This window comes from Paraburkholderia sp. J8-2, from assembly GCF_905220195.1.
In the GTDB taxonomy this organism is placed as follows: domain Bacteria; phylum Pseudomonadota; class Gammaproteobacteria; order Burkholderiales; family Burkholderiaceae; genus Paraburkholderia.
The window spans coordinates 315552-328368 of sequence record NZ_CAJMZA010000001.1; the positions used below are offsets into that span (position 1 = coordinate 315552).

Genomic DNA, 12817 nt, shown 5'->3' on the forward strand with positions numbered 1-12817 from the left:
TTTCGATCGCGTTGCGGCACGCGCGCACGGGAGCACGCCCGTGAACCGCGCCCCGATCTGCGTGCCATGCCGGCTCGCGGCCATTGCGGCTGTGGTGGGTTGCGCTGGCGCGGCATTTGCATGGACGGCCGGCTGGCTCACGCCGGAACGCCTCACCGCGCCGCATATCATCAATACCTTCGAGTCGAACTACGGCATCCATGCGGGCTATCGGCGCAATCACGCCAAGGGGCTCTGTGTGGAAGGCTGGTTCGAGAGCAACGGCAACGGCGCACAAGTCTCGCGAGCGGCCGTGTTCGCGCCCGGACGCACGCCCGTGATCGGACGCTTCGCCATTCCCGGCAGCAACCCCGCCGCGCCCGACGCGAGCACGCCCGTGCGCAGCATGGCGCTGCTCTTCCAACAGCAGGATGGCGAGCAGTGGCGCACCGGCATGAATTCCGTACCCATCTTTATCGTTCGCACTCCGCAGCAGTTCTATAGCCAGCTGGTCGCCTCGAAACCCGACCCGGCAACGGGCAAGCCCGACCCCGCGAAACTCGACGCCTTCTTCCAGGCGAACCCGGAAACGCTGCCGTTCCGCAACTGGCTGAAGGCGAACCCGCCCTCCTCCAGTTTCGCGAACACAGCGTTCTATAGCGTCAACGCATTCATTGCAACCGATGCCGCAGGCAACCAGCGCGCCGTGCGCTGGCAGACCGTGCCCGAAGTGGCCTATGCACCGCAAACACCCGCAGAAAAAGCCGATCCGAACTTCCTCGCCGACGACTTTTTCACGCGTTTCGCAGCGGGCCCGCTACGCTGGCATCTGGTGCTCACGGTCGCCGCACCCGGCGACCCCACGAACGACGCCACGCAGGGATGGCCCGCAGACCGCCAGCAAATCGACGCCGGCACACTGGTATTGCAGAGCGCCGAACCGCAGGCGAATGGTATGTGCCGCGACGTGAACTACGATCCGACCATCCTGCCCAACGGCCTGAAGCCTTCCGACGATCCCTTGCTCGCCGCCCGCTCGGCAGCGTATTCCGTTTCGTTCAATCGACGCACGCATGAGGAAGCCAACCTCGCGCAATCGCATGGAGGCGCGCAGCCATGAAACAACCGGGCCAACACTTCAGCGCACTCCAGCGCCTTCTGCATTGGTCGATGGCAGTCCTGATCGTCACGATGCTGTTCGTGGGCGTGGGGATGGTCGCGACGGTCTCGCGGCTGCATGACACCCTGCTCGCGCTCCACCGGCCGCTAGGCATCGCACTGCTTGCGCTCGTGCTGCTGCGCCTCTACGTCCGGCTCACGCGCGGTGCGCCGGCGTTGCCCGCCGATCTGCCGATCTGGCAGCGCCTTGGCGCGCACGCTTCGCATCTCGCGCTCTATGCGTTGATGATCGCGATGCCGCTGATCGGCTGGTCGATGCTGTCCGCAGGCGGCTATCCCATCGTGATGTTCGGCGGCGTGCACCTGCCGCCCATCGTACCGCACGATGTCACGCTCTACGCCTGGCTGCGCGCCGCGCATACATGGCTTGCCATGGCGCTCTACGCGACCGTTTTGCTACATCTGGGGGCTGCGCTCTTTCACGCGCTCATTCGCCGCGACGGCGTGCTCGCCAGCATGGCGCGTGGCGAAGTGCGCTGAGCGCTACGTGGACGAAGCGAGGTTCCCGCGCGCGGGAACCTCGCCTTTACATCAAATGTGAGCGTCGCGTCCGGCCACTGGCGGCACGGGCGGTTCCATGAGTTCCTGAAGCAGCGCATCGCGCGCGCTTCGGCGACGCACCCACAGTGCCGTGAGCATCGGCACGAGGATCGCCGTCACAAGACAGGCGGTGGCGACCATGGCGGTTGCCGCCGGCACGAGCGGCTTGAAACTCGGAATCATCTCTCCGATGATGGCCGGATTCGCGACCGCCGCGCCCGCCGTGGACGAAGCCGCGAGGCCCGCCGCGCCGTTGCCGCCCGCAATCAGCCGGTCGGCGAGAATCAGCGGAATACCGGTCACGACGATCACGCCAAGCCCGAGCACCACGCCCGGAATTCCGCTCGTGACGATCACGTTCAGATCGATGCCGTTGCCAAGCGCAAAGCCGAAGAACGGAATGAGCGGATGCACGCAGCGGCCGAACAGTTCGCGCAGATCGCTGTCGAGATTGCCTAACGCAAACCCGACCAGAAACGGCAGCACGGCGCCCACGAAAAGCCGCGGCTCGAAAAAGGCCACACCGGTCGCGCCGAGAATGAGCATGCTCACGAGCGGCCCCGACTCGACGGACATCAGCACGAACGCACCCGCCTCTTCTTTCGTGCCGTATTGCTGCATCACGGCCGCATAGAGACCGCCGTTGGTCATGTCCATCGACGTCGTGATGGCGAGCACCGAGAGCCCGGCGAAGAGCCCGGTCTTCACGCCGTCAATCGGGATGAAACGCGCGGCGACCAGCGTGGCGACCCAGGCCACGATCATCTTCGTGACGAGCAGCGTGCCGGACTTGCGCAGCACGGTGCCGGTGGCGCGCAGGTCGATGGTCGCGCCCATGCAGAAGAACCACACCGCGAGAATCGGCACGGTGCCGGTGATCAATCCATTGGTGAACGAACCAAAGTACTTGCCAGCGCCTGGCGCGAACGTGTGAACACAGGCGCCGAGCAGCAGCGGCACCAGCATCAGGCCGCCGGGTATGCGGTCTATCGCCTTCTTCAGCTTCATGTCTCCTCCGTGGACCTTGCATCCGGTTGCCGGATCGGCACGTTGGTGCGTCCGGCTTTTTCTCGCGGTGCTCCCTTTCCGGAAACAGGATAGCAGCGCGAAAGGAACGCTGTTCCGATTTTTGAGCCGAAAATCATCAACGTTTACCCGCGAATGATTCACTATCTGGGCAGACCGCTTGCCAAGCGTGCTACGGCGTCGCAACATTTCCGGACCGACGTTCCGAAAATGTGAATCTGCACTATAGTCCACGAGAGACGGCGCGCCGCCCATCCAACGGAGACATGGCATGGAAGTCAGACAAAGCCTCAACAGCGACTACGCGAAGACGCTCGACACGGCGGGATTGCGTCGCGAGTTCCTGATCGAACAGGTATTCGAACCCGATGCGCTGAAACTCACCTACAGCCACGTGGACCGCATCATCGTGGGCGGCGCGTTTCCGGCCACGCGCGCGGTCGAGGTGAGCGCCGCGCTCGGCAAGTCGATCGGCGTGAGCTATCTGCTGGAGCGGCGCGAACTGGGCGCGATCAATATTGGCGGCGACGGCTGGGTCGACGTGGATGGCGTGCGCCACACAGTGCGCAACGAGGAGGCGATCTATATCGGCAAGGGCGCACAGGCGGTCGCATTCGGCAGCGACGATGCGGCGCGGCCCGCGAAGTTCTACCTCAATTGCGCGCCCGCGCATACCGCATATCCCACACGCACCATTTCGTTATCCGAAGCGTCTCCGCAAACACTCGGTGAAGCCGCCACGAGCAACCGCCGCACGATCTACAAGTTCATCGTGCCCGAGGTGCTGCCCACCTGCCAGCTCTCGATGGGCATGACCCAACTCGAACCCGGCAGCCTCTGGAATACGATGCCGTGCCACACGCACGAGCGGCGCATGGAGGTGTACTTCTATTTCAACGTGGCCGACGACGCCGCGGTCTTCCACATGATGGGCGAGCCGCATGAAACGCGGCACATCCTCGTGCACAACGAGCAGGCGGTGATCTCGCCGAGCTGGTCGATCCACTCGGGTGTCGGCACGCGCGCCTATACGTTCATCTGGGGCATGGTCGGCGAGAACCAGGTGTTCGGCGACATGGACCATCTTGCGGTACGCGACCTGCGCTGAACCACGCTCTGGCATAGATCCACGATACGAGGCCCGCGCACTCATGGCATCCAGCACGTTCAATCCATTCGATCTCAGCGGCAAGATCGCCATCGTCACCGGCAGCAACACGGGGCTCGGCGCCGGCATGGCGCTCGCACTCGCACAGGCCGGTTGCGACGTCGTCGGCGTTTGCCGCGCCGGGCCCGGCGACACGCCTGCACGCGTCGAGGCCCTGGGACGCCGCTTCGTCGACGTGCGTGCCGACCTCGGTTCGATCGCGCCGGTGGAGGACATCGTGCACGCAGCGGTCGAAGCCTGTGGACGGGTCGACATCCTCGTGAACAATGCCGGCGTGATTCGCCGGGATGACGCCCTCACCTTCGGCGAGGACGACTGGGACGCCGTCATGGACGTCAATCTCAAGAGCGTGTTCTTTCTCGCGCAGGCGGCGGCGCGCCAGTTCGTCGCGCAGAGCGGCGGCGGCAAGATCATCAATATCGCGTCGATGCTGTCGTTTCAGGGCGGCATTCGCGTCGCTTCCTATACGGCCTCGAAAAGCGGCGTGCTGGGCCTCACGCGCCTGCTCGCGAACGAATGGGCCGCGCACGGCATCAACGTGAACGCGATCGCGCCCGGTTATATGGCGACCGCGAACACCGCCGCGTTGCGCGACGACGCCCAACGCAACGGCGAGATCCTCAACCGCATTCCCGCCGCCCGCTGGGGCGCACCGAACGATCTCGCGGGGCCCGTGGTGTTTCTCGCCTCGGCGGCGTCGGATTACGTGCACGGCCACACGCTCGCCGTGGACGGCGGCTGGCTTGCGCGCTAGTCCGCGCGGCGCGCGTGGGACGCGGTATGCTCCCGTCAGAGAGTCACAGGGACCAGCAACAATGGCGGCAAGCGTAGAAAAAGCAGCAAATTCGGGTATGGGGCAGCGCGGCGCACAGGAGCACGCAATGAACGAAACGGACAGCAGCACGGAAAAAGGCGAATCGGTCTCGTCGATCGGCCGCGTGTTCGCGATCCTCGGCGCGCTCGGCGAGAAGGGGCCGATCGGCATCAGCGAGCTTTCGCAGCGCCTCGCGCTTTCCAAAACCACCGCGCACCGCGTGCTGCAAACGCTGAAGGCGCTAGGCTATGTCGCGCAGGAAGTCGAAACCGACCGCTATCGTCTGACGATCCGGCTGTTCGAACTGGGCGCGAAGGCGCTCGAAAGCGTGGACCTCGTGCGCGAGGCCGACATCGAAATGCGACGCATCGCGCAGGCCACGCGCGAAGCGGTGCACCTCGGCGCGTTCGACGAAGACGCGATCATCTACATCCACAAGATCGACTGCGATTACGGCCTGCGCATGCAGTCGCGCATCGGCAGGCGCAATCCGCTGCATAGCACCGCCATCGGCAAGGTGCTGCTCGCGTTCATGCCGCCCGCCGACGCGCAGGAAACGCTCTCGCACGTGGAATTCAGAAAGTCGACGCAAAAAACGCTGACTTCCGCCGACGCGGTGCTGAACATACTCCCGCACGTGCGCGAACAAGGCTATGGCGAAGACAACGAGGAACAGGAAGAGGGTTTGCAGTGCCTGGCCGTGCCGGTGTTCGACCGCTTCGGGCATGTGATCGCCGGCCTCTCGATCTCGTTTCCGACCATGCGCTGCGGCGCGGACACGAAAGCGCACTATGTGGCCCTGCTCAAGCGCGCGGGCGCGGCGATCTCGGCGCGGCTCGGCTATTGCGAGCCGGCCGCGCACGAGCATGCGAGCGCCGAACCCGGTTAGCCCGGCGTTGCCCCTGCAGCGGCCGTGGCCGTCGTCGTGGTCTGCCAGCCGAGACCCAGGCTCTTCTGCAGCGATACGAAGTCCTTGAGCAGATCGGCCTGGCCCGACACCACGTTCTGCTGCGCGGTGAATTCCGTGCGCTGCGTGTCGAGCAGATCGACGAGGCTCGACGCCCCGGCGCGATAACGCTGGCGCATGAGCGTCGCGGAACGCTCGGCGGAAACCTGCACCTTCTGCAAGGTCACGAGATGCTCGCGCTGATAGCCATAGCGCGAGAGCGAAGCGTTTGCATCCTGCAGCGCCGCGAGCACGGCCTTTTCGTAGCGCGCTTCGGCTTCGTCGCGCGACGCTTCTGCGCCCCGCACCGCGCCCAACGTGCGCCCGAAGTCGAACAGGTTCCACTGCAGATACGGCGCCCCTACCCAGCTGAAATTGTTCTTGCGGAACAGGTGGCCCGGCTCCGCCGCCGAAAAGCCGAGGTCGCCGAACAGCGTGAGCTTGGGCAGGAAGTCCGCTACGTGCTCGCCGATCTGCGCGTTGCTCGAGGCGAGACGACGCTCCGCCGCGCGAATGTCAGGACGTTGCGCAAGCATCGTGGTGGGATCGCTCACCGGCACGCTTGCGGGCAGCATGGGCAGCGGCTGCGCCGTGGCAAGCTCCGCGTCCAGCGCGCCAGGCGCCTTGCCCGTGAGCACCGCCAGCTGATCCAGCGATATTTCCACTTGCGCCGCGAGCGGCGTAAGGGTGGAGCGCGTGTTTTCCACCTGCGTGGTGAGCCGCTCGACGTCGACTTCGGCGGCGGTGCCGCCTGCGCGGCGCTGCTCGGTGAGCGTGAGCATCTCCTGCTGCAGTTGCGCCGTGTGCTGCGCGATGGCGAGGCGCTGCTGCTCGTCGCGCAGGTCGATGTAGGCCTGTGCGACTTCGGCGGCCAGCGATACCTGGGTGTCCGCAAGATCGGCGTTCACGGCATCGGCCTCATCGCTCGCCGCTTCCACGGCGCGGCGCGTGCCGCCGAACAGGTCGATTTCCCACGACGCGTCGAAGCCTGCCGTGTAGAACGTGATCGGGCCGCCGCCCGAAGAACCGCTCTGCCCCGAACTGCTGCCCGACGTCAACGCGCTCAGGTTCGGCTCGCGCATGCGGATCGCCGCCGCGCTCGCGCCGACCTTCGGCAGCTCGGCGGCGCGTTGCTGCTGCAGTTGCGCGCGCGAGGCGCGCAAACGCGCCTGCGCCGCGCGCACATCGGGATTGTGGGCGAGCGCCGCTTCGATCAGCGTGTTCAGTTGCGGGTCGTTCAGCGCGAGCCACCATTGGCTCGGCGCACGCGCGGGTGTCACGCCTTGCGCCGGTGTGCGCATGAACGAAGAGGAATTCGCCGCTTCCGGCGCTACGGCCGGTGCGCCGCGATAGTCGGGGCCCACGGTGCAGGCGGCCAGCGCGCAGGCGGCAGCGAGCACGCTCAGCGCGGTATGGGGAAAACGGGAGTAACGGATTGCCGTCATGAGTCAGAGATAATCTTCAGTGTCCGCCGGACGGCGCTTGCGCGCCGGGCTGCGGCTTCTTGAGCAGGAGCGCGAGCGGCACGCATGCCGCCAGTGCGATGCCGAGCACCCAGAATGTTTCGGAGTACGTGATGACCATCGATTGCTGCGAGATCTGCGCCGCAATCTGGCCGAGCGCCTGCATTTGCGAGTGCGCAATGTCGCCTGTCTGCGTGAACCAGCTGGCCGCGCTCGAAGCCACACGCTCCTGGCCGATGATCGAATTGGCACTCAGCGATTCGCGCAGCACGGCGCTATGAAAAGCCTCGCGCCGGTCGATGAGCGTGCCGATGATCGCAAGGCCGACCGAGCCGCCCAGGTTGCGCGCCATGTTGTAGAGCCCGGCCGCGTCGCCGGAATCTTCGCGCGACACCGCCGCCATCGAAGCCTGGTTGAGCGGCATCATCGCGAGCATCTGCGCCACGCCGCGCACGAGCTGCGACCACACGAAATCGTGGCCCACACTCTGCGCCGTGAGCGAAATGTCGAGCATGCAGCTCAGCGTGAAGAGCAACAGACCGGACACGACCAGGATGCGGAAATCCACCTTGCCCAGCAAGCGCGGCAAGATCGGCATGACGAGGAACGCGGGCAGTCCCGAAAGCAGCATGATCGCGCCTGACTGCTGGGCGTTGTAGCCGGCCACGAGGCTCAAAAACTGCGGCAGCAGGTACGAAATGCCGTAAAGCCCGGCCCCCACCGCGAACACGATGATGATCACGCTCGCATAACGCGGATTGCGCATGAGCGAGAGGCGCAGAATGGGCCTTTTCGCGGTGAACTGTGAAAGCGCGATGAGCGCCATGCCCGCGAGCGTGACCCACGTGAGCGTGACGATGAAGTGCGACTCGAACCAGCGTTCGCGCTGCCCTTCTTCGAGCACGACGGTCAGCGAGCTAAGCCCCACCGCCAAGCCGATAATGCCGAGCCAGTCCGCCTTGAGAAAGGATTCCCAGTGCGGCCGGTCGGGTTCGAGCCCGACGATCAGCAGCGTGATGAGCGCGAGACACACCGGCAGGTTGATGAAGAAGCACCAGCTCCAGCTGATGTTCTCCGCGAGCCAGCCGCCCACGACTGGCCCGAGCAGCGGGCCGAGCAGCACGATCAGGCCGAACACCGTCATGCCCACGGGCAGCTGCGAAAGCGGCAGGCGCGTGCGGATGATGGTCTGGCCGGTCGGGATCATCGCGCCGCCGGTAAAGCCCTGGCCGATGCGCCCGGCGATCATCATGCCAAGCGTATTCGACCAGCCGCACATCATCGAAAAAGCGATGAAGAGCGCCGAGTTCGCCAGCAGGAAATTTCGCAGTCCGAATACACGCGTGAGCCACGCGGCGAGCGGAATCATCACGATCTCGGACATCAGATAGCCCGTGGAGATCCACGTGCCTTCGGTGCCCGTCGCGCCAATTTGCCCCTGGATCTGCGGCAGCGCCGAGTTCGTGATCGAGATGTCGAGCGTCGCCATCAACGCGCCGAGCGCGCCCGCCGCCACGGCGATCCAGTCGGCTACACTCGCGCGCTCGCCATGCGGATGCGGCACTGCTGCCGCAGCCTTATTCGCCACGGTGGTTCTCTTGATCGATACGGCGGTCGTCCTCGCGCGCGGAGCGCGTGTCGACATCGACCGTCACCGACATGCCCGGCAGCAATACGCTGCGCGTTTCCGGCCCGGTTTCGAGGCGGATGCGCACCGGCACGCGCTGCACGATCTTCGTGAAGTTGCCGGTGGCGTTCTCCGGCGGCAAGAGCGCGAACTGCGCACCCGTGCCCGGCGAGAAGCTGTCCACCACGCCGTGCAGCGTGTGGCCAGGCAGCGCGTCGACATGCAGTTCCACGGGCTGGCCCGCGCGCATGCGGCCAATCTGCGTTTCCTTGAAGTTCGCTGTGAGGTAAGTGCTTTGCACCGGCACGACGGTCAGCATGCGCGTGCCCGGCTGCACGTACTGGCCCACGCGCACGCTGCGGTCGCCCACGCGGCCCGCAAGCGCGCTCTTCACCACCGTGTTGTCGAGGTCGAGTTGCGACTGCGCGGCACTCGCACGCGCCGCTTCGAGCTGCGCGCGCGCCTGCGAAAGTTGGGCGTTCACCGCCGAGATCTGCGAGCGGGCGGACGTGACGGCGGCAGCGTCGGCAGCGAGCGTCGCCTGCGCCTTATCGCGTTCGCTCTTGAGTTCGGCCAGCCGCTCGGTCGTTTCCGCACCGGTCGCCGCGAGCGGTGCGTAGCGCGCCACTTCGTCGTTCGCGTGGCGCAGGCTCACCTGGGCGACTTCCTGCTGCGCCTGTGCCTGAACGACGTTCGCCCGCTGCTGCTCGATCTGCGCTTGCGCATGCTCAATGTCAGCCGTGCGCGCGTCGACAGTGGCCTGCGCCTGGTCGAGCGCGACCTGATACTGGCGCGCGTCGAGCTTCACGAGCGGATCACCCACCTTCACGGCCTGGTTGTCGGCCACGTAGACATCGGTGACGTAGCCGCTCACCTTCGGCGCGATCGTCACGCTGTCGGCCTGCAGATAGGCGTCGTCAGTGGATTCGATGAAGCGCCCGACAACCCACCAGTGGCCAAGCCACACCGCCGCGGCGACGAGCGCCGCGAGTCCCAGCAGGATCAGAAGGGTTCGTTTCGCGCCGCTTCGCGCGGGCGCGGTGGCGGCGTCCGGCACATCGCGTCCGGGCGCGCCTGCAGTCGTAGACATATTGTTGTTTCTCAATTTATTCCAGTCGGCAAAATTATTCCACTTGGAAAAACTGTGTCAAGTGTTATATTTCGCAGGGATACGAAAGGAAATGCATGAGCGAAGGTAAGAAACTGCGACGTTCGCCCGAAGGAGGCTATGCGCGTGGCGACGAGACACGCCGCAAGATCATCGAGGCGGCGATCAGCCTGTTCGGGCAGCACGGCTTCGACGGCGCCTCCACGCGCGATATCGCCGCGCGCGCGGGGGTGAACGCGCCGGCGCTGCAGTATTACTTCGAGAACAAGGAAGGCCTCTACCGCGCCTGCGCGGAGTGGATCGCCGACGAGTCGTGGCAGTCGTTTGCGCCGGCCGTGCAGCGCGCACGCGTTGCGCTCGAACGCAACGCGGACATCGAAGCGCTGATCGACGCGTTCATCGACATCCAGTCGGCCGTGGCCGACCGTTCCTTCGTCAAGCAGCACGGGCCGGACCAGCGCCTCTTCTTCGCGCGCGAACAGGGCGGCGGCGAGCCGGAGATCGGCTCGGAAATCCTGCGTGAGCGCGTGCGCACGCCGCTGAACACCATCAACGTGCAACTGCTCGAGCGCATTACCGGCATGCCGGCCGACGATCCGCTCACCGTGGTGCGCATGTTCAGTTTGTACGGGCAGTTTCTGCTGTTCTTCATCGCGCGCCGCTCCACGCTCACGATGCTAGGCTGGGACGACATCGACCGCGCGAAGGCCGACTTCCTGAAGGCGAGCATCGCGGAACAAACGCGTGTGCTGCTGCACCACTGGAATCGCGAGCGCGACAAGCACAATCGCTCAGAATAACTAAGCATTATTCAGGCGGCCGGCACACTCCTGCGGCGCCAGCGGGGAGCCCTCGCGGCGCGTTGCTGCGCATGTTAGTGTTCGGGATTCCCTCTCGCATGGAGCCGCCAGCATGTCTCCTCTCGCCGCCGTTGCCAGCATTCTCCTCGCCGTTCTACTCGGGGCCATGAGCCCTGGCCCGAGCTTCGTACTCGTCGCGCGCAACTCGATCGGTTTATCGCGCCGTGACGGCGTCGCCACTGCGCTCGGCATGGGCACGGGTGCGATCTGCTTCGCGGGCATCGCGCTCGCCGGGCTCTACACCCTGCTCGCCACCGTGGCCTGGCTGTACGCTGCGCTCAAGATTGCGGGCGGCGCCTATCTGCTCTATATCGCTTCGCGCATCTGGCGCGGCGCCGGCACGCCGGTCACGGTAAGCAAGACGGCCGCAGCGGACGAGCGCCCCGGCAAGTCGTACTGGAGCGGCCTGACCACCCAGTTGAGCAACCCGAAAACGGCCATTGCCTATGGCGGCATCTTCGTAGCGCTCCTGCCGCATAACCCGCCGCTGTGGTGCTACTTCGCGTTGCCGCCGCTCGTGTTCGCGATCGAAACCGGCTGGTATACGGTCGTCGCGCTGTGCTTTTCGAGCCAGCGTCCGCGCGATCTCTACCTGCGCGCCAAAGGCTGGATCGACCGCATTGCCGCTGGCGCCATTGCGGCGCTGGGCCTGCGCCTTGTTTTCAGCGCTGGACATCGCGGTATCTGACACTGCCCTGCCGGACGCGGCCCAGCGGTCGCGCCCGGCGCCCCGAAATTTTTTTGCATGAGGCGCTTGACAATCTATCTTCCAGTAGATAAATTAGAGTCCATGGATACGAAGTTGACAGTGCGGGAGCAGGTTCTGGACCACGCCATCACACTCATGATGCTGCGGGGGTACAACGGGTTCAGCTACCGCGACCTGTCTGAGCTGGTGGGCGTGAAAACGTCGAGCATCCACTATTACTTCCCGTCGAAAGACGACCTGGTGCTGGAGGCGGTGAGTCAGTACAGCGGCGAAGTCATGGCGGGATTGCAGTCGATCGACGCAGCGCTCCCGGCGCGCGAAAAGCTCGCGACGTACACGCGGCTCTTCGGCAAGACGCTTGGCGACGGCCACCAGATCTGCCTGTGCGGCATGCTGGCCGCCGACATCGAGTCGCTGCCGGAAACGGTGCGTCAGGCTGTACAGGCGTTCTTCCGCGCCAACGAAAACTGGCTGGCCGAGGTGCTGGCCCAGGGCGCGAAAGAAGGCACGCTGGTCGTGAAGGGCAAGCCCGAAAGCGCGGCCCGCACGTTGTTCGCGGCCTTGCAGGGCAGCGTGCTGGCGTGCCGCTTGTTTCATACGAAGTCGCGCCTCGAAGATGTCGAAGCCATGTGGCGCGTGGCGCAGTGAAGGATTTTTTGCCCGTAATGCGGGGCGGCTAGCCGCCTCTTTTATTAGCCCCTTTGTTCTATCTTCTGATAGATAGCTAAAAGGAGGAGCATCATGAGTGTATTTCGACGGCCGGAAATCTATCTGGCAATAGATAGAATGCAAAAGCTGACGACCGGAAATTCGCAAGCGCTGCTCTTCTGCTGGACCCTGGTGCACATGGCTGTCGCCTTCCACCAGTAAATTGGACGCTGTACTCCGCCGTACCCTTATTTACCTTTACCGAGCCGTCTTTGCTCAAAGGAGCCTGTCATGTCGATCGAAAAAGTCCTCTACCGCGCCGAAGCCAACGTCACCGGTGGCCGCGACGGCCGCGCCGTCATCCCCGCCAGCCACCTGGACCTCAAGCTCACCACGCCGCGCGAACTCGGCGGCGCGGGCGGCGACGGCACGAACCCCGAGCAGCTGTTTGCCGCGGGCTATAGCGCGTGCTTCATCGGTGCGATGAAGTTCGTCTCGGCACGCGACAAGATCGCCCTGCCCGCCGATCTTTCGATCACCGGCAACGTGGGCATCGGCCAGATTCCGAATGGCTTCGGCATTGAAGTCGAACTGAAGATTTCGCTGCCCGGCATGGACCGCGCGGCCGCCCAGGCGCTTGTCGACAAGGCCCATATCGTGTGCCCGTACTCGAACGCCACGCGCGGCAACATCGACGTGACGCTCACGATCGTTTAAGCGTCACGCTCCACGCGAGCGAGATGCAGCACA

13 protein-coding genes are annotated in these 12817 nt (G+C 65.0%); 9 read left to right on the top strand and 4 right to left on the bottom strand.

The annotated features are described in order from the left end of the window. The first annotated feature begins 40 nt into the window (after window positions 1-40). Both U5A52_RS01390 and U5A52_RS01395 read left to right on the top strand, forming a co-directional pair. Window positions 41-1099 (top strand): catalase family peroxidase, encoded by a 1059-nt coding sequence (locus U5A52_RS01390; RefSeq protein ID WP_321909274.1) that lies wholly within the window; start codon window positions 41-43, stop codon window positions 1097-1099. After that, window positions 1096-1638: a cytochrome b gene (locus U5A52_RS01395; RefSeq protein ID WP_321909276.1), complete on the top strand. Its 543-nt coding sequence runs from the start codon at window positions 1096-1098 to the stop codon at window positions 1636-1638. Before U5A52_RS01390 ends, U5A52_RS01395 begins: the two co-directional genes overlap by 4 nt. Before the next feature lie 51 nt (window positions 1639-1689). Here U5A52_RS01395 and kdgT read toward each other — a convergent pair whose 3' ends face one another. Beyond that, entirely contained in the window at window positions 1690-2706 is a 1017-nt protein-coding gene (gene kdgT, locus U5A52_RS01400; protein WP_321933530.1) for a 2-keto-3-deoxygluconate transporter, read from the bottom strand. A 289-nt stretch (window positions 2707-2995) separates the two neighbouring features. Here kdgT and kduI point away from each other — a divergent pair, with 289 nt between their 5' ends. From kduI to kdgR, 3 genes are all read left to right on the top strand, one after another. Further along, the gene (gene kduI, locus U5A52_RS01405; protein WP_321933532.1) at window positions 2996-3832 is read left to right on the top strand and encodes a 5-dehydro-4-deoxy-D-glucuronate isomerase; all 837 of its coding nucleotides are present in this window, start codon (window positions 2996-2998) and stop codon (window positions 3830-3832) included. A 43-nt stretch (window positions 3833-3875) separates the two neighbouring features. After that, window positions 3876-4646, top strand: a complete 771-nt coding sequence (kduD, locus tag U5A52_RS01410) for a 2-dehydro-3-deoxy-D-gluconate 5-dehydrogenase KduD (RefSeq protein WP_321933534.1) — start codon at window positions 3876-3878, stop codon at window positions 4644-4646. 127 nt (window positions 4647-4773) lie between these two features. Next, window positions 4774-5595 carry a DNA-binding transcriptional regulator KdgR gene (kdgR, locus tag U5A52_RS01415; RefSeq protein ID WP_321933536.1) on the top strand — a complete coding sequence of 274 codons (822 nt, stop codon included), beginning with the start codon at window positions 4774-4776 and terminating at the stop codon, window positions 5593-5595. Here kdgR and U5A52_RS01420 read toward each other — a convergent pair. From U5A52_RS01420 to U5A52_RS01430, 3 genes are read right to left on the bottom strand one after another with little or no spacing between them, the layout of a single operon-like run. Then, window positions 5592-7097, bottom strand: coding sequence for an efflux transporter outer membrane subunit (locus U5A52_RS01420; protein ID WP_321933538.1), 1506 nt, complete (start codon window positions 7095-7097; stop codon window positions 5592-5594). The genes kdgR and U5A52_RS01420 overlap by 4 nt on opposite strands. A gap of 16 nt (window positions 7098-7113) precedes the next feature. Continuing rightward, complete coding sequence (locus U5A52_RS01425) at window positions 7114-8703, bottom strand: MDR family MFS transporter (RefSeq protein WP_415773357.1); 1590 nt, start codon at window positions 8701-8703, stop codon at window positions 7114-7116. Next, window positions 8693-9832, bottom strand: coding sequence for an HlyD family secretion protein (locus U5A52_RS01430; RefSeq protein WP_321933543.1), 1140 nt, complete (start codon window positions 9830-9832; stop codon window positions 8693-8695). The genes U5A52_RS01425 and U5A52_RS01430 overlap by 11 nt, the downstream gene beginning before the upstream one ends. Window positions 9833-9927: 95 nt before the next feature. Here U5A52_RS01430 and U5A52_RS01435 point away from each other — a divergent pair, with 95 nt between their 5' ends. From U5A52_RS01435 to U5A52_RS01450, 4 genes are all read left to right on the top strand, one after another. Further along, window positions 9928-10650, top strand: a complete 723-nt coding sequence (locus U5A52_RS01435) for a CerR family C-terminal domain-containing protein (protein ID WP_321909290.1) — start codon at window positions 9928-9930, stop codon at window positions 10648-10650. Between the two features lie 112 nt (window positions 10651-10762). After that, entirely contained in the window at window positions 10763-11398 is a 636-nt protein-coding gene (locus U5A52_RS01440; protein WP_321909292.1) for a LysE family translocator, read from the top strand. 102 nt (window positions 11399-11500) lie between these two features. After that, window positions 11501-12067 carry a TetR/AcrR family transcriptional regulator gene (locus U5A52_RS01445; RefSeq protein ID WP_321933545.1) on the top strand — a complete coding sequence of 189 codons (567 nt, stop codon included), beginning with the start codon at window positions 11501-11503 and terminating at the stop codon, window positions 12065-12067. A 291-nt stretch (window positions 12068-12358) separates the two neighbouring features. Then, window positions 12359-12784, top strand: a complete 426-nt coding sequence (locus U5A52_RS01450; protein ID WP_092000433.1) for an organic hydroperoxide resistance protein — start codon at window positions 12359-12361, stop codon at window positions 12782-12784. Window positions 12785-12817: the final 33 nt, after the last annotated feature.